This window comes from Bacillus sp. MAG717A (assembly GCF_036884855.1).
In the GTDB taxonomy this organism is placed as follows: Bacteria; Bacillota; Bacilli; order Bacillales; family Bacillaceae; genus Bacillus; species Bacillus safensis.
The window spans coordinates 1,841,671-1,858,604 of the sequence record NZ_CP145733.1 but is presented as its reverse complement, the minus strand read 5'-3'; the positions used below and the strand labels follow the sequence as shown (position 1 = coordinate 1,858,604).

The window sequence follows — 16,934 nt, the reverse complement described above, 5'->3', positions numbered from 1 at the left end:
ATGCTAAAATATAGGATATTTCAAATAGAGCATACAGGCTTTTTTGAAAAATAGTTGGCACTAAGCGAAAGTATAGGTGATGTTTTGAATTACGAATTGTTTAAAGTCATACACGGGATGGCTCACCATTCTGAGTTTTTAGATCAGGCCATGATATTCATTACGAAAAAGGCCATTCTTGTGTATGCCCTTGTCTTATTGATTTGCTGGTTTTTAGGGAATCACAAATTTAAGAAGCATGTCTTCTTTTCCGGTGTAACAGGCATTGTAGCACTTATCGTCAACTTTGCCATTACATTGTTTCATTATGAAGAGCGGCCGTTTGTGGCGCATAAAGTCGACACACTCATCCCGCACTCAGCAGACGCTTCCTTCCCAAGTGACCATACAACAGGTGCACTGGCTCTTTCATTAGCCATTCGATCCCGTAATAAAAAGCTCGGCAACATCTTGCTCGTCTTTGGATTACTCACAGGATTCTCCCGCATCTGGGTTGGTCATCATTATCCATTTGATGTTTTAGGCAGCTTGGTCGTATCGATTGTGGTTGTCTTTATCATGAATAAATTATGGAAGTTCTTTGACTCTCCTATTGATCGTATCGTGACATTTTACGAGACAATTGTGGGGAAAATTTTCAGAAGGAAGACAAAGGATCAGGGCTCAGACCTGTCCAACTCTTAAGCGGCCTTGCGATAACGTGATGAAGATTCTTCTCTCACTTATCGTGCCGCTTTTTTTATTGGCTGCCTCCCTCTAACCATACTTGAAAAATAAAGACTGACACCAATGCCAATAAGAGAAATGATGATCAACGTCCAGCCTAATTGCGCAAAATGAGAACCAGCAATTTCATCCCCAAACAGCATACCAAGCACAGCAGACGACAGAATAGAACCAAGGTAGCGGCATGTTTGAAAAAGTCCAGAGGACGTGCCAATCATTTGCTGAGGACTTGCTTTGAGCATCGCAGCTTGCAGCGCAACATTCCCAATCCCATAACTGAGCCCAAGCAGCGCTAGAACCAATCCTTTCCCCCATAATGGTGAAGGAATAAAAAAGAAAGTCATTGCAGACGCTCCAGCCAGCATTAATACTGCACTTGCTAAAACTGGATGGCGTTCATCCCCGCGATCTACCCACTTTCCTGTCAGCGGCGACACAATAATGCTCACCCCTGACATACACAGCATAAAAAGACCCGTCATCTCCACACGCCAGCCTAACTCATCTTGAAAATAACTCGGCAAACCAAAAAAGAGACAATAGAAAAAGATATTTAAGATGATAAATTGCACATACACAAGTGACAGCCGCTGCTCTTCTCTGAACATCCGAATTTGAATAAACGGTTCATCCACCTGATACTCCCACCAGATAAAAGCGCCTGCACTCAGGAGACAAAGAATGCCTTGAACATATTGAATGCCATTACCGAGTGATAATAAAAATGAAAGCAGGAGAACAATGCAGACAGTAAATAGAAGCATTCCTGGCAAATCGAGTGTTCGCACGGTCTCGCCTATGCGCAGCTTTCTCTTCTTCTGCTCCTTCGGAAACAGCAATAGACCGAGAAAGAAACTGATCAAAATAAACGGCAGATTCACTAAAAAGATAGCCGGCCAGCCGCCAATGGTCATCAAAAATCCGCCAAGCGTCGGCCCAAGTGCCGTCATCGCTGAAGCAAAAATGGATAATACCGCTAACGCAGAAGCCTGTTTTTCTTGAATATGATCCCGAATGAGTCCGACCCCAGAGGGATAAATGGCACTGCTTCCAATCGCCTGTAACAGCCGGATTACAATCAGTACGGCAAACGTTGGGGCAAACGGCGCGCAGATGGCAGAGACTGCGACAAGAACGAGACCGAATAAAAATAAGGTTCTCCGGCTCATGACATGATCCCCAATCCGGCCGCTTACCGGCTGCGTCACTGCACTAGCTAAATAAAAAGAAGAAATAAGCCAAGATACAGTCGTAAACGACAAACCGAATTCATGCTGAATTTGATGCAAGGCTAAAGCAATCATTGATGAATTCAGAGGATTCAACATCGTTCCAAAGGCAATAGCGGTTAAAAAAACTTTTCGATTGTCTTTCCACTTGTGCATACACTACTCCTCTTTCTGGCATGTTCTTTGCCCATCCTTCCGTTATTATGAGATTCAATTCCCTTTTTTACCCTGATCAAATCGAGTTCTCTCTCGGAAAAGCTAGACATACATTTTAAAAAGGGCGGCTGTTGGAAAAGCACATATAAAATTGAGAATATGAGGAAGGGATGGTAATATTCATTTCATATTTAAAAGCCTACTTTCTCCTTACAGGGAGAACGGCTGAAAAGGAGGAGAAGCTTATTATTAAAAAAAGACGGTTTTGGATCCCAGCCCTTTTCTCGGTTGCAGTATTACTTCTGTCTTCGTGTGGTTCAAACGAAACAAATGGGAACGGAGATAAACGTAATTCTACAGCGAAAGGGTCGCCAATTTTGGAGGATGGAAAATTTATTTTTGCAGCATCAGGTGAATTTCATCCGTTTAGTTACATGGATGGAAATCAGATGTCTGGCTTCGATATCGACGTAGGCAATGCGATTAGTGACAAACTAGGCCTCGAACCTATACAGAAAAAATATAAATTCGCAGGCATTGTCGAAGGTGTGAAAGCAGGTAAATTTGATGCGGCAGTTGCAAGTCATACCATCAATGAGGAACGAAAAAAACACGTCCTTTTTTCTAAGCCCTATTACTACTCTGGTCCGCAAATTTTCACAAGACCTGGAGCAGACATTCTACATGCTGATGACTTAAAAAACAAAGAAATTGCTGTATCAAAGGGATCGTCCTACGCTGATATTGCAAAGGAACATAGCGGGCAAGAACCAAAATATTACGATAGTGATGTCGTCGCTTTAGAAGCACTAGCCAACGGAAAACACGATGCAGTCGTGACAGATTTCGCCACAGGTGCAGAAGCGATGAAGAAAAAATTGAAAATCGAAGCGCAGGAAAGACTCGGACAAAGCGAGCAGGCAATTGCTGTATCAAAAGAAAATGAACAGCTCATAGAAGAGATTAACGATGCGATTGATGCATTAAAAAAAGACGGAACATTAAAACAAATTAGCGAAAAGTACTTTGATGAAGACATCACGGTCAAACAAGATTAAAACCACGATTGTGCGCCTTTTGATAGGCGCACTTTCTTCAAATGGAGATGATTGTTTTGCCTACCTTAGCACACTTTTTTCAGACACTCGTTGATTCTAGAGGCATTTTCTTAGAAGGAATGCTGATCACCTTACAGCTCACGGTGATCAGCATCTTCATCGGTATGTTTATCGGGCTTTTCTTTGCTTTATTGAAAATATCCCGCGTAGCCGTTTTCGGTTATATCGCCAATGCTTATATCTTTCTTGTACGCGGAACACCACTTATTGTTCAAATTTTCATCTTATATTTCGGTCTCACAGAATTGAATATACCCGACTTCTGGGCTGCTTCCATTGCGCTCGCCTTTCATAATGGCGCCTATATAGCCGAAATATTTAGAGGCGCCATCCAATCCATCGATCAGGGGCAAAAAGAGGCAGGACGCTCTCTTGGCATGGGTCGTTTTTTAACCATGAGACGCATCATTCTCCCGCAAGCGATGCGGCGCGCCCTACCCCCTCTTGGCAACCAGTTCATTATCGGTTTAAAAGATTCATCACTCGCCGCCTTTATTAGTGTGAATGAACTATTTAACGTCGCCACCACGCAAGGCTCCAACAGCTTTGATAATATGACGTATTTACTTGTTGTAGCCGTCTATTACTTAATTCTTGTCCTGCTGTTAACATTCGCTGTCCAAACCTTTGAGAAGAAATTATCAGCCAGTGACCAATAGGAGGAGTAGCATGACAGAATCAAAGGAAATCATTCGTGTTGAAAAACTCAATAAATACTTTGGAGAGCTCCATGTTTTAAAGGATATCGATCTCACCGTTTATGAAAATGATGTGGTCGTCTTAATTGGCGCAAGCGGTTCTGGAAAAAGCACCTTGCTCCGCTGTATGAACTTTTTAGAAATAAAAAATGACGGAGATATCATCATCGATGGCAGCCCTGTTCATCCAAAGCGCGATCAATTAAACGAAATGAGACAAAAAATAGGAATGGTGTTTCAGCATTTTAATCTTTTTCCGCACAAAACTGTTCTTGAAAATATCATTGAAGCACCTATTATGGTGAAAAAAACAAAGAAAGCGCAAGCCATCACCGAAGCCATCGCCTTGTTAGAAAAAGTCGGACTTGCAGATAAAGCCAACGTATATCCTTCTAAACTATCAGGCGGTCAAAAACAGCGTGTAGCCATCGCCAGATCTCTCGCTATGAAGCCTGATGTCATGTTATTTGACGAACCTACGTCTGCCCTTGATCCAGAGCTTGTAGGCGAGGTGCTGCAAACGATGAAAAGCCTCGCAAAAGAAGGCATGACCATGGTCATTGTCACACATGAAATGGGCTTTGCGAAAGAAGTTGCTGATCGTGTCGTCTACATGCACGAGGGCCGCATCGTCGAAGAAGGCGTCCCTTCGGAATTGTTTGATTCTCCTAGGGAGGAACGTACAAAACTGTTTCTCAGCTCCATTTTATAGGTCAAACGCCCTTCATTTTTAGTGCTTAACTGACGTTTCTGCTCATTTTTTACGAACTTTTCATCCATTTATATTGAACTTAACCAAAAAACCATGTCAGATAAACTTACATGTATATGTTATATATGACTTTTCTCTCTATAATGAAGAATTAAGAAAACAATAATTCTGAATGATTCGGGGGAATGCAGCATGCAAATGGGTGATACAGTATTTATGTTCTTCTGCGCACTACTCGTGTGGTTAATGACACCGGGTTTAGCTTTATTCTACGGAGGACTCGTGAGAAGTAAAAACGTGTTAAGCACAACCATGCACAGCTTAACGTCACTAGCGATCGTTTCAATCGTATGGATCGTATTCGGTTATTCCTTAGCTTTTGCACCAGGCAATGCATGGATCGGAGGATTAGACTGGGTTGGCCTGAAAGGCGTGGGCTTTGAGCCCGGTTCCTATAGCGAGACCATTCCACATTCATTGTTCATGATGTTCCAAATGACCTTTGCCGTCTTAACAACAGCCATCATCTCAGGTGCCTTTGCTGAACGGATTCGCTACTCAGCAGTCGTTGTATTTACACTCCTTTGGGTCACATTTGTATACGCTCCAGTCGCACACTGGGTATGGGGCGGTGGTTGGATTGGCGAGATGGGTGCGCTTGACTTCGCAGGCGGAAACGTGGTTCACATCTCATCCGGTGTTGCAGGTCTTGTCGTTGCGATTGTGCTCGGGAAGCGTAAAGACGCAGCAAGCTCTTCTCCGCATAACTTGATCTACACTCTTCTTGGCGGAGCTGTCATCTGGTTTGGCTGGTTTGGTTTTAACGTGGGTAGTGCTCTTACATTAGACAGCGTGGCCATGTTTGCCTTTATTAACACCAATACAGCCGCTGCTGCAGGAATCATCGGCTGGCTGTTAGTAGAGTGGATGATCAACAAAAAACCAACCATGCTCGGCGCGATCTCTGGAGCCATCGCAGGTCTTGTCGCCATTACACCCGCCGCAGGCTTTGTTACACCGTTTGCTTCTATTATAATAGGAATTATTGGCGGGATCGTCTGTTTCTGGGGAGTTTTTTCACTCAAAGCCAAATTTGGCTATGATGACGCACTGGACGCATTCGGTCTTCACGGAATTGGTGGTACTTGGGGAGGAATTGCAACAGGACTTTTCGCCACAACTTCTGTCAATGACGGTGGAGCCAATGGCTTATTTTACGGAGATCCCAGCTTACTTTGGAAGCAAGTGGTCGCGATTGTTGCCACGTACGCTTTTGTTGCCGTTGTGACATACGTGATCATCAAATTGGTCAATGTCTTCTTCAAAATTCGTGCAACCGAAGAAGAAGAATCCGTGGGTCTTGATTTAACCATGCACGGTGAAAAAGCTTATCAAGATTAAAGAAAAAGGGGTGTCTCTATGAGCAAAATGTATAAAGTGGAGATTGTCACACGTCCAGCTAATTTTGAAACATTAAAGGTGGAGCTTGGAAAGATTGGTGTCACCTCGATTACCTTTTCAAATGTACACGGCTGCGGCTTACAAAAGGGACATACAGAGCTATACCGCGGCGTCAAAAGAGAAAGCAACGTGTACGAACGATTAAAGATCGAAATCGTCCTAAGCAAAGTACCTGTCGAACAGGTGGTTGAAACAGCTCAAAAGGTACTTCGTACAGGCGAACCAGGGGATGGGAAAATTTTTATATATGAGATAGCGAATACAATCAACATTCGGACAGGTGAAGAAGGACCTGCCGCCCTATAGTTCATCCTCCGCCGAGTGGCGGAGGATCTTTTTAAGCAGAAAAAACCTCTGCATATTTTTATATACACAGAGGACCTTGTAAGACATTAAGATTGTTTTGTTTCTTCTGACTGACTGCTGTCTTTAGAGGAATCAGAAGACTTTTCTTGATCAGAGGATTTCCCCTTCTCATCAGACTTTTCTTCCGATTTTTCTCCAGCTGGCTCTTTGGCTTTATCTTCAGCAGCAGGTTCCTTCGTTTTTTCCTCAGTCTTTGGCTGAGCAGGTTCTTTTGCTTGTTCCGTCACTTCTTGCGCTGCTTTTTCAATCGTAGAAACAGGCTTGTCAATGAAGCTAAGCGGGTTAAGCGCTAAACCTTCCATACGAATTTCAAAATGCACATGGTTGCCGCTTTCAGCGCCATATAGGTTTTTACCAGAAGCACCAATGACATCATTCTGCTTCACTTCGTCGCCTTCTTTGACACTCACTTGTGACAACGATTGATAGACAGTTGATAATCCATCTTCATGTTCAATTTCAACGACGTGACCAAGAACTGGATCTTTTTTCGCTTGAACCACTGTTCCACTAAGAGCAGCTGTGACATCGAACACTTTGCCATCTTTATCTGCAAGATCAATACCTTTGCTCAAGGTATAGGTGTTATTATAGTTTACAAGTGCTGCTTCTTTTTCTTTTTGGTCAGCATCTGCTTCATAGAACTTTTTCACGACAGAAACATTATCAGAATTCTGGACCGGCATTGCGACATTTTCAATTGGCTTTCCAACTTCAACAGCATCATCACGCTGTTCTTGCCCTGTTTGATTTCCATCAGATAGTTGGTCTTTCACATCTTTTGATACAGCTTGATACCAAAGAACGGCTGTTAACACGACCGCTGCGCTGACTAAGTAAATTGCAGGGAATACCCAGCGCTTACGGAAAAATTGCTGAACTTTTGTGATTTTGGAAGTACGTTTCTTTTCTTCCTCTCTCATTTTTCATCACCTCAGCAACATTCTGAACACTTTTCAAAAAATATATACACACGAAATCATTTTTCTTTTTATTTTGCGCAATCGCATCAATAATATGTATGATAAATGAAAAAAAGATGGGGGACTTAATTGTGAAAACTTTCAACCGCATAGCAACAGAAGATGACCTCAAAGCGATCGTTGATATCTACAATTCAACCATTGCTTCAAGAGAAGTGACCGCTGATACAGAACCAGTTTCTGTCGAGGACCGCCGGCAATGGTTTTTGAATCATTCCGAGAAAAGACCTCTCTATGTGAAAACAGATGAGGATGGAAATATCTACGGCTGGCTGAGCTTTGAAACATTTTACGGTAGACCTGCATACAACGGGACCGTTGAAATGAGTATCTATTTGAACCAAGACTATCGAGGAAAAGGCTTAGGCTCACTTTTCTTACAAGAAGCCATTGATTTAGCACCTTCATTAGGCATTCGAACGTTACTTGCCTTTATTTTCGGGCACAACGAAGCCAGCATTCGACTATTTAAAAAGCACGGCTTTGAGACATGGGGCCACCTGCCACGCATCGCAGAAATGGACGGCAGCAGATACGATTTAGATATCCTAGGAAAAGAATTATAAAATGAGCGTCTCCCTGACAAAGAGACGCTTTTTTATGACGCATGTAACAACTGTTCAAACTGTTTCGCATTTTGAAGAGATTTTCTTTGCAGAATGATACCATGTTCATCAATGAGAATCGCTTGTGGAACAACCGTTACCCCATACAGCTCCATAATTTGTGAAGAACGAGTATACACAGCCTGGGCCGGAAGCAATTCAAGGATCGGCGTATCATCCGCCTGCTCATCTCCATTAATAATAATGAATTGAGTATCATCGCCAGCGATTTGCTGCTGCATATCTGCCAAAATACTTTTGCACGTCATACAAGTAGAATTCACAAATAACAGCATCACAGCACTCCCACTTTGAAAATATTCCTTCAAAATGACCTTCTCCCCTAAATGGGAATAGCTTCGAAATAACGGTGCAGGATCCCCCACATCTGCTTCCTTTAATTCAATTCCATCAAGGGTTTTAATTTTATTCATAAATTTTCCGATAAAACGGGCGAGCAAAAATATCACAGCCAACTGAGCAATGACAATGAATAACACAATAATCAATAGAATATCTGTCATTTCACATCGTCTCCTTCTATAAATAATTCAAATTGATTGATCCATTTTCTTTTAAACATTAAGACTTCTTGACCCACCGCTATCATGAAAGAGACAGCCACGGCAATGAGAAAACAAATAATGTTATATTTCCATGGAATGGTTTCTACATAAGGATGCACATAAAACAACCCGATCACAAGAGACAGCATCGACACATTGCGAATCACAATTCCCCAGTGAAGGCGTTCATTATCAAGCAGTCCACCACAGCCGCAAGAAATATCACGATGTCCTCTCAATAAATTGAAGGTCACCGCTCCAGTATAAATAAATAAAAGTGCTGTAAGACCAATCGCAGGTACAAGAGTCATGTGCCATATGAACAAATAACCAGTACAAACCAATTCAGCAGTTAAAAACAAATAAAACATGGGTGCCGTGAAAGAAGGAGGCAGCAGCCGATAAGCATCCATCTGCTGCATATGTGCCGTCTGTTTTTTCACTTTATCAAACCATGCACCCGCAAAAATGATCCCTAGTAAATAGACACCTATATAATAAAAGACACTCACCTTATGCCATCTCCTTTTGTTGAAATAATTGAGATTGTGCCTCGTAAAGCCTTTTGTACTCTCCGTTCAACACCATCAATTCATTATGGTTCCCCTCTTCAACGAAAGCACCATCTTTCATTACGATTATACGGTCTGCTAAACGAGCTGCTCCCATTCGATGTGTGATAAACAAGACACCCTGATCCTTCGTGTGATCGAATAGCTTTCGAATGAGTGAAATTTCCGATAGTGGGTCAAGAGCAGATGTCGGTTCATCTAAAATGATAAAATCACTCTCTCTAAAGAAGGTTCTAGCCATCGCGAGCTTTTGCCATTGTCCGCCAGACAGTTCATGGCCTTCTTCAAAAAAACGGCCAAGCTGTGCACCATACATTTCTTCCATTTGATGAATTCTTTTCTCTATACCTGCTTGCCGTGCAGCTGAGATCATCCGCTCTTCCTCGTCCATATGATCAATACGGCCAAACCCGATGTTTTCTTTCACAGTGAACTCGTACTTCATAAAATCTTGAAAAAGAACAGCCATTCTCGCATGGTATGACTTTTTTTGAATAGTAGAAATAGACTCACCGTTGACTTTTTGCATATTCGGCTGATCTGGATCATATAAACCTGTCAAACATTTGATCAAGGTGGTTTTACCTGATCCGTTATCCCCCACCAATGCAATACGTTCACCTTTATTGATATGAAAATGTATATGCTCAATGGCAGGTGTTTTCATATTCGGATAAGTAAATGAGAGATTTTCAAGTGTAATGGACTGAATAGACTCGATCTTCCAAAGCGATGCCCCTTCTTCTGTCTGCTCATGAATTTCTTCTTCTCTCTTTTGAAAAGCTCTCATTTCATCAACATAAAGACTTGTTTCATATAAACTAGAACATTCTCTTGTTAAGTCCTGAAAACCACTTTGGATGTTTTGTACCGCTTGCAGCACAGCGACAAATGTCCCAGTAGCTAATTTTTTTTGAAAAATAAGAAAGACAATAAAAAGACCGCAGCATACATAGGAAAATGTCATAAGCAATCCGCCCGCCATCTCCCAGCGAACTTGCCGCTTAAGCAGTTTATATTTTTCACCTGCACTTTTTACATAATGACCTTTCCATTTCTGAAGAAGATAATCCCCGATTCCATATAAACGAATCTCCTTCAATGAATCTCGTTGCGCGACAAGATCGGACACATACATTTCTCTGCGGTCATTGGCAGTTAACATGCGGTTTAATTGATAACGCGCTCCTCCAAAGAAAAGCTCAATCCACAAGACAGGCAGGGTAAACACGATCAGAATGACCGCCAAGCCCCAATGGATACCGATCATATAGATAAGAAGTGATACAACAGTAATCAATGCGCTCATGATTGTAAAGATACTTCTAACCATACTCAGAACATGCTGATGACTGTTCATCACACGTTGACTTTCATTGTAAAAAGACGGGTGTTCAAATGTAATAAACGGCAGCCTGATCGCCTTTTGAAGTAATTCACCCTTCAAATGCAGACCAATCAAATTTGTCGCTTTCTGCTGGCTAAGCTGAAGAACGAATTGAAGCCCATATCCTAAAACCACAATGACCATTTGCAGTCCAAATAACCACAAAACCTTTTGAATGTCTCCTGAAGACGTCATGAATAAAATAATTTCATTAATCAAAGTTTGAATAATCCAGACACTAGCCAAAGGCATAAAACCAACGATTACTTGGATCAATAAGGTAAGAAGAAGATAAGATCGACTTCTTTTCCAAGTATAGGAGATTGCATATAGACAATGGTTCACTGTACTCATCAACTGCTCCACCTTACACCATTTAGTATAATTGACATATTTTTGATATTTGTATTATGATAGCTTTGCGTAACTTCACTCTGAGAGGACGATATACGATGAATTCAATCTTACTTTTACAGCTCACTCTTATTCTTTGCAGCCTATTATTAACGATCGGAGTCATCATCTATTTAAAACAACAAATGGAACTGATCATCTTACCGATACAGCATGTTGGACAAAAACTAGTACATCCGCTGCTTGAAAAACCATCACCTATTCCAGTGAATGATTTACTGCAAACCAACAGTAAGCATCAGCTGCTTATTTTCACTGATACATCATGTTCGCATTGCATTCCATCACTTGAACAATTCCTAGAAACGAAAAAGCAGCGTAAATTAGACATTTCATTTAGTATTTTGCTAAAGAATGGGCAAAAAGAGGATCAAGAATTATATCGTGATAATAAAACCAACATGCGAATTATCCCAGTGGACGAACAAATGATAGACACATTCCAAGTTGAAGAATTTCCGTATTACATCATGGTAGAAGAAGATGAAATCATCTCATATGCAGCACCTTTTCCGGATGGTCTTTTTTCAAGGATATCTGCAAAATAAAGATAAATGAGGCATGTGAAGAATATCAAACACATGCCTCATTTTTTTATTGTGGATCTGAGTGAACATCTATATCTTTTTCCACTGCAGCAGCTTCACTTGCTTCATCTGAAGCCTGTTCCTCGGCTTGTTCAAACTCACTCCGTGCCTCATTTGAAATGTCTACTTGGTCACCATGCTGATTCACAGTAACAGACGAAGAAGACGTCTCTTTTTGAGCCTCTTTCTCTAGTTCCTTTAATTTAGAAACATGAAGTTCCAAATCTTTACCTTGCTGAACTAAAGTAAGTTGTTGAAATAATGCCTTTCTCTCTTCTGGAGAATGGTCACCTTGAACAATTTGAGCCGCTTGGGTTAAAAAAGAATTTGATGATTGACCCGCTTGACGCCTATTTGACGTCTGCATAGCATTTGTTAAGAATGAAATTGAAGATATGCTCATGCGTTCACATCCTATTAAATAAGATCCTTAGTTTTAGCAGCCACATCTAACGCGTTCTTGACTAGTACAAATCTCACCTGTGTCGCGATCGACGTAGTAACGGAAAGTTCCAACACCTTGAAGGAAACAAGTCGGTGCTGATTTGCATGAAGTGACTAATTTTTGCAAAATACATCTTGCAGCTGCAGGTTGAACATTGGTCATTTTGTTTAAGAAACGATCTAACATATGAATTCCACCTTCCAATTTTTATGGTAACACAACACAATAATAACCAATTGCAAGACAACTAACAACATATTTTGATAAATTTACTAATTATTTTTTACTATCAATCTTATTTATGACATAATTTGTCGATAATTTTAATAGTAAATGTTACTTTTTTCTTATTTGAAAATAATTTATTTATCCATAAATAGTGAAGTGAAGATAGAAACATTTTCATTAATCAACATTCACTCTTCCTAAAGCACTACTTACTCAAGTATGATAAAGAGTGAATACATAAAGGAGTGAACACCATTGCAACAAACTGAGAAAATCATTCAATCTCTTCATTCAATCGTAAAGTGGGGAAAGGTTGGTAGTATCTTTCTCTATATTTCAGGCGGTCTGGCTATTCTTATTGGTTTTTGGCTTGTTCTTCCTGCAGCCCTTGGCGTCTTTCTCATTATGATGGGAATCCATGTACAGAAATCTGTAAAAGCAGCTGAACAATTGATTCAGGCTCCTGATACTTCTTACGAAGAATTATTAGAACAATACGCTAAGATGATGAAAATGCAGACACTGTTTGCCATTTCAAGTATTGCCGCAGTTATTCTTTCATTCATTGCCATCGTTTTGATGCTTATACTAGGCGGGTTAGCCTTCCTCCAAGAAATTCCTTATGATGTCCAGCAATATGAAGGTGATTACGAGCAAGAACTCGGTGACTTTTATTAATGGAGTGGGGTATCAATGGTCGTTCGATACCCCTTTTATTTTTATCATTTGGCTTGGATTATCCTCCTATGCTTGACATTCAGTCTTGTTCATTTTAAAATACAAATCGTAACTATTACGAATTAAAGGAGGATCCTATTACTTATGCGAGTGAAAATTACGTTGGCCTGTACTGAAACAGGTGACAGAAACTACATCACAACAAAAAATAAAAGAACGAATCCCGACCGATTGGAGTTAAAAAAATATTCTCCTCGATTAAAGAAATATACCCTTCATAGAGAAACAAAATAAATTTTTTAGACTATAAATCGTAATGATTACTTTTTAAGTGAGGCGGAAAACAAAATGATCGTTTTCAAAAGGACAAAAACAAATGAATAAGCGTATACCTGTTACAGTATTAAGCGGCTTTTTAGGAGCAGGAAAAACAACGATATTAAATCATGTACTTAAAAATCGCAAAGGATTAAAAGTGGCTGTGATCGTCAATGACATGAGCGAAATTAATATTGATGCAGAACTAGTCAAACAAGGCGGTGAGCTTTCTCGATCAGATGAGAAACTAGTTGAATTATCTAACGGTTGTATTTGCTGCACTTTGAGAGAAGACTTGTTAATCGAAGTAGAACGCCTTTGTAAAGCGGGTAATATCGATTATATTGTCATTGAATCAACTGGAATTAGTGAACCAATCCCCGTCGCTCAAACGTTTTCTTATATTGATGAAGAAATGGGCATAGATTTGACCCGCTTTTGCCGTCTAGATACGATGGTCACAGTAGTAGATGCAAATCGCTTCTGGACTGATTTCCAGTCAGGAGAGAGTTTATTAGATCGTAAAGAAGCGGTTTCCGATGACGACGAACGAGAAATTTCAGATTTACTCATTGATCAAATTGAATTTTGTGACGTGCTCATTATCAATAAATGTGATCTAGTATCATCCTCAGAGTTAGATCGACTTGAGCATGTGCTGAACAAACTACAACCAGAAGCATCTATCATCAGAACCTCACAAGGTAAAGTACAGCCAGATGACATTTTAAATACTGGTTTATTTGACTTTGAAAAATCAAGTGCTTCTGCTGGATGGATCAAAGAGATCAACGCAGGACATGCTCTGCATACGCCGGAAACAGATGAATACCAAATTTCATCCTTTGTTTACGAAAGAAGACTCCCTTTTCATACCGGTAGGCTGAATAATTGGTTAGATCAAATGCCTGAGCAGATCGTTCGTGCGAAAGGTTTTACTTGGCTTGCCACACATCATGATTTAACCATTTTAATTTCACAGGCTGGTAAATCTGTTGCGATTGAACCAATTGCATACTGGATTGCTGCTTTGCCTGAGCAAGAAAAAACACGGATATTAAATCAGGAACCAGAGCTTCTAGATGAGTGGGACGCAGAGTTTGGTGATCGTCATACAAAACTTGTGTTTATAGGTGTGGAGTTGCCTAAAGCAGAAATTATTCGCACTCTTGATCAATGCTTGCTCACACCTGACGAATTGGATCAAGATTGGACTACATTTGAGGACCCCTTTCAATGGAAAATACAAAATTAGGCCAGGAGGGTTTTAATTGGCAAAGAAATCTAAGATTGCTAAAGAAAAAAAACGACAGCAGCTTGTATTGAAATATGCAGAATTAAGGAAAGAGTTAAAAGAAAAAGGTGACTATGAAGCTTTACGGAAATTACCTAGAGACTCTTCCCCTACCCGCTTAAAAAATCGTTGTGAATTAACTGGCCGCCCGAGAGGTTACTTAAGAAAATTCAAAATGTCTAGGATTGCTTTTCGTGAGCTTGCCTATAAGGGTCATATCCCTGGGGTAAAAAAATCGAGCTGGTAAAGAATGATTTGATCTTATCACAGCAGTCGGAAAAGTAAAGCAGCACAAAACGATGAAAAATCTATTTTCAAGACTTATCTCAAGCTTTTTGAAGTTCAAAATAGTAATTTAAAAACCAGCAGAATCTCTGCTGGTTTTTTATACTGAATGAGTTCATAAGATAAAATAACCTGTTCTCAAAAAAGGAGTTCCAACAATGATTATTCCATTTTGCCTTCTTTTCAAAAATACCTGATCATGATACTTTGTTGTTACTACCCACCGATGTATGACATCTCAACCTTTTTCTGATCTTTTTTCTGCTCTCTCTCAGCTGAATATTGATCATGTCTATTCGACCATAATTCCTTTAATAGGTTTGTTAACTCTTCATTATTTTTTGTCGTACGAATCATCCGTTTCAGATCAAAACCTGATGATGCAAAGAGACATGTAAACAATTCCCCGCGTGCAGATAGCCTTGCTCTGTTACATGTTCCACAAAAAGCGTCTGAAACGGAAGAAATAATGCCTATCTCTCCTGAACCATCTTTGTAAAAAAATCGGTTAGCAACTTCACCTGTATATTGAGGAGGTTCTGGTTTGATAGGATATGTTGAATTAATTAATTCAATTATTTCATTCTTTGTCATGACATGTTCTAAATTCCATTTATTCGTATTACCGACATCCATAAACTCGATAAACCTGAGAACGTGTCCTTCTTTTTTAAAGTAAGCCGCCATTGGTAGGACATCCTGATCATTCACACCTTTTTGAACAACCATATTAATCTTGATAGCAAGTCCAGCCTTTTTTGCCGCCTCAATGCCATCAAACACTTTTTGGATAGAAATGTGCCTTCCGTTCATTTGCTTAAAACGATCGGGATTTAATGAATCTAAACTAATGGTAACTCTATTAAGACCAGCTCTCTTTAACTGATCAGCATATAAAGGTAAAAGCGTTCCATTGGTTGTCATCGCAATGTCTTCAATCCCTGGAATTTTTGCGAGCTTTTCTATTAAGACAGGCAGATCCTTCCGCATTAAAGGTTCCCCGCCCGTGATGCGTATTTTTACCACACCTAGATTCTTTACAAAAAGGGTAGCAAGTCGTTCAATTTCTTCGAAACTAAGCAGTTCTTCTTTTTTCAAGAAAGGATAATCTGGTCCAAAAATTTCAGCAGGCATACAGTACGTACATCTAAAGTTACAGCGATCAGTTACTGATATTCTTAAATCGCGCAATGGTCGATGTCTTTTATCTAAAATACTGTCCATACTTTGCCTCCTATTCTGTAATACGCTGAGGATGAGTGTAAATATTAAAGGATTTTCCTCTGACGAATCCAACTGTCGTAATATTTAATTCTTCTGCCATTTGAAGCGCTAGCTCAGTAGGTGCTGATTTTGAAATGACGATAGAGACTCCTAGTTTTGCTGCCTTCAATAGAACTTCTGACGATATCCGGCCGCTAAACACAAGAATTTTATCTCTAAGTGGGATTCGCTGGAGTAAACAATATCCATAAATTTTATCTAAAGCATTATGTCTTCCTATATCAGTTCTAGTGATAAATAACTTCTCTGTGTCACACAGTCCAGCATTATGCACTCCACCAGTATGTTGAAATAATTGGCTTTCTTCTTGCAAACACTTCATGAGATGCGTACAGGTTTCAGCAGAGATACTAATTCGATCAATGGCTGTTTTTGCCGTCTTCACATCTTGAAGAAAATAAAAGTGTCTTCCTTTCCCGCAGCATGAACCAATCACTCGTTTTGTAAAATCTGATGAATCAAATCCACTTGAATGAACTAAATCAACATAGGCAAAACCCATACTTTCATCTATTGTAAACCTTTTAATCTCATTTTCAAATCGAATGACCCCTTCTGAAGCCAAAAAGCCGATAACCAATTCTTTCAGGTGCTCTGGCGAACAAACAAGTGTCACAAATTCTTCTCCATTCACCATCACAGTTAAAGGAAATTCTTCTACAATTTCATCAGATTTGCATGTAAACTGGCCTTCACGGTATTGGTGTATGACTCGTTTCTTTTTAACAGAAGGATTCATTGTATGATCTTCCTTTCAATGCAAATTTAGTTATATGATCCAATCAAATTGTGATATTATTTTAAAAAGTCATGAAAATGTAA

The 16,934-nt window shown here is 40.0% G+C and carries 20 protein-coding genes; 12 read left to right on the top strand and 8 right to left on the bottom strand.

Annotated features, from left to right (window positions below; genetic code table 11):
* The first annotated feature begins 84 nt into the window (after nt 1-84).
* Complete coding sequence (locus V6Z54_RS09505; RefSeq protein ID WP_056765582.1) at nt 85-684, top strand: undecaprenyl-diphosphatase; 600 nt, start codon at nt 85-87, stop codon at nt 682-684.
* A gap of 38 nt (nt 685-722) precedes the next feature.
* On the opposite strand, the gene V6Z54_RS09500 is transcribed toward V6Z54_RS09505, so the two are convergent.
* Entirely contained in the window at nt 723-2,111 is a 1,389-nt protein-coding gene (locus V6Z54_RS09500; RefSeq protein WP_073978882.1) for an MFS transporter, read from the bottom strand.
* Nucleotides 2,112-2,281: 170 nt separating this feature from the next.
* Here V6Z54_RS09500 and V6Z54_RS09495 point away from each other — a divergent pair, with 170 nt between their 5' ends.
* The 5 genes from V6Z54_RS09495 to V6Z54_RS09475 all read left to right on the top strand — a co-directional run bounded on the left by V6Z54_RS09495 (nt 2,282) and on the right by V6Z54_RS09475 (nt 6,406).
* Nucleotides 2,282-3,169, top strand: coding sequence for a transporter substrate-binding domain-containing protein (locus V6Z54_RS09495; RefSeq protein WP_338527263.1), 888 nt, complete (start codon nt 2,282-2,284; stop codon nt 3,167-3,169).
* A 41-nt stretch (nt 3,170-3,210) separates the two neighbouring features.
* Nucleotides 3,211-3,888: an amino acid ABC transporter permease gene (locus tag V6Z54_RS09490; protein ID WP_082179319.1), complete on the top strand. Its 678-nt coding sequence runs from the start codon at nt 3,211-3,213 to the stop codon at nt 3,886-3,888.
* A 10-nt stretch (nt 3,889-3,898) separates the two neighbouring features.
* The gene (locus tag V6Z54_RS09485) at nt 3,899-4,639 is read left to right on the top strand and encodes an amino acid ABC transporter ATP-binding protein (RefSeq protein WP_330221694.1); all 741 of its coding nucleotides are present in this window, start codon (nt 3,899-3,901) and stop codon (nt 4,637-4,639) included.
* A gap of 192 nt (nt 4,640-4,831) precedes the next feature.
* Entirely contained in the window at nt 4,832-6,040 is a 1,209-nt protein-coding gene (locus tag V6Z54_RS09480; protein ID WP_073978879.1) for an ammonium transporter, read from the top strand.
* 18 nt (nt 6,041-6,058) lie between these two features.
* Nucleotides 6,059-6,406 (top strand): P-II family nitrogen regulator, encoded by a 348-nt coding sequence (locus V6Z54_RS09475; protein WP_039182051.1) that lies wholly within the window; start codon nt 6,059-6,061, stop codon nt 6,404-6,406.
* Between the two features lie 86 nt (nt 6,407-6,492).
* On the opposite strand, the gene V6Z54_RS09470 is transcribed toward V6Z54_RS09475, so the two are convergent.
* Nucleotides 6,493-7,389 carry a peptidoglycan DD-metalloendopeptidase family protein gene (locus tag V6Z54_RS09470; RefSeq protein WP_034281210.1) on the bottom strand — a complete coding sequence of 299 codons (897 nt, stop codon included), beginning with the start codon at nt 7,387-7,389 and terminating at the stop codon, nt 6,493-6,495.
* Nucleotides 7,390-7,505: 116 nt separating this feature from the next.
* On the opposite strand from V6Z54_RS09470, the gene V6Z54_RS09465 reads away from it, so the two are divergent.
* On the top strand, nt 7,506-8,015 hold the full coding sequence (locus V6Z54_RS09465) for a GNAT family N-acetyltransferase (RefSeq protein ID WP_029706351.1): 510 nt from the start codon (nt 7,506-7,508) through the stop codon (nt 8,013-8,015).
* A 32-nt stretch (nt 8,016-8,047) separates the two neighbouring features.
* On the opposite strand, the gene V6Z54_RS09460 is transcribed toward V6Z54_RS09465, so the two are convergent.
* Genes V6Z54_RS09460 through V6Z54_RS09450 form a run of 3 tightly spaced genes read right to left on the bottom strand, consistent with a single transcriptional unit; the run spans nt 8,048 to nt 10,933 of the window.
* Nucleotides 8,048-8,578 (bottom strand): redoxin domain-containing protein, encoded by a 531-nt coding sequence (locus V6Z54_RS09460; protein ID WP_073978878.1) that lies wholly within the window; start codon nt 8,576-8,578, stop codon nt 8,048-8,050.
* Nucleotides 8,575-9,132, bottom strand: a complete 558-nt coding sequence (locus tag V6Z54_RS09455) for a MauE/DoxX family redox-associated membrane protein (protein WP_041087879.1) — start codon at nt 9,130-9,132, stop codon at nt 8,575-8,577. Before V6Z54_RS09455 ends, V6Z54_RS09460 begins: the two co-directional genes overlap by 4 nt.
* A gap of 1 nt (nt 9,133) precedes the next feature.
* Nucleotides 9,134-10,933 (bottom strand): ABC transporter ATP-binding protein, encoded by a 1,800-nt coding sequence (locus V6Z54_RS09450; protein ID WP_338527262.1) that lies wholly within the window; start codon nt 10,931-10,933, stop codon nt 9,134-9,136.
* A gap of 98 nt (nt 10,934-11,031) precedes the next feature.
* On the opposite strand from V6Z54_RS09450, the gene V6Z54_RS09445 reads away from it, so the two are divergent.
* Entirely contained in the window at nt 11,032-11,541 is a 510-nt protein-coding gene (locus tag V6Z54_RS09445; RefSeq protein WP_338527261.1) for a thiol:disulfide interchange protein, read from the top strand.
* A gap of 46 nt (nt 11,542-11,587) precedes the next feature.
* Here V6Z54_RS09445 and V6Z54_RS09440 read toward each other — a convergent pair whose 3' ends face one another.
* Nucleotides 11,588-11,983: a hypothetical protein gene (locus V6Z54_RS09440; RefSeq protein WP_041087873.1), complete on the bottom strand. Its 396-nt coding sequence runs from the start codon at nt 11,981-11,983 to the stop codon at nt 11,588-11,590.
* Between the two features lie 525 nt (nt 11,984-12,508).
* Here V6Z54_RS09440 and V6Z54_RS09435 point away from each other — a divergent pair.
* From V6Z54_RS09435 to rpsN, 4 genes are all read left to right on the top strand, one after another.
* Complete coding sequence (locus V6Z54_RS09435) at nt 12,509-12,931, top strand: DUF5362 family protein (RefSeq protein WP_039182073.1); 423 nt, start codon at nt 12,509-12,511, stop codon at nt 12,929-12,931.
* A 144-nt stretch (nt 12,932-13,075) separates the two neighbouring features.
* Entirely contained in the window at nt 13,076-13,225 is a 150-nt protein-coding gene (rpmG, locus tag V6Z54_RS09430) for a 50S ribosomal protein L33 (RefSeq protein ID WP_003214771.1), read from the top strand.
* A gap of 82 nt (nt 13,226-13,307) precedes the next feature.
* Entirely contained in the window at nt 13,308-14,504 is a 1,197-nt protein-coding gene (locus tag V6Z54_RS09425) for a GTP-binding protein (RefSeq protein WP_041087871.1), read from the top strand.
* Nucleotides 14,505-14,520: 16 nt separating this feature from the next.
* Nucleotides 14,521-14,790, top strand: a complete 270-nt coding sequence (gene rpsN / locus V6Z54_RS09420; RefSeq protein ID WP_025093900.1) for a 30S ribosomal protein S14 — start codon at nt 14,521-14,523, stop codon at nt 14,788-14,790.
* A gap of 254 nt (nt 14,791-15,044) precedes the next feature.
* On the opposite strand, the gene moaA is transcribed toward rpsN, so the two are convergent.
* Both moaA and fdhD read right to left on the bottom strand, forming a co-directional pair.
* The gene (gene moaA, locus V6Z54_RS09415) at nt 15,045-16,052 is read right to left on the bottom strand and encodes a GTP 3',8-cyclase MoaA (RefSeq protein WP_073978873.1); all 1,008 of its coding nucleotides are present in this window, start codon (nt 16,050-16,052) and stop codon (nt 15,045-15,047) included.
* Nucleotides 16,053-16,062: 10 nt separating this feature from the next.
* Nucleotides 16,063-16,851 (bottom strand): formate dehydrogenase accessory sulfurtransferase FdhD, encoded by a 789-nt coding sequence (fdhD, locus tag V6Z54_RS09410; RefSeq protein WP_041087866.1) that lies wholly within the window; start codon nt 16,849-16,851, stop codon nt 16,063-16,065.
* Between the last annotated feature and the right edge of the window lie 83 nt (nt 16,852-16,934).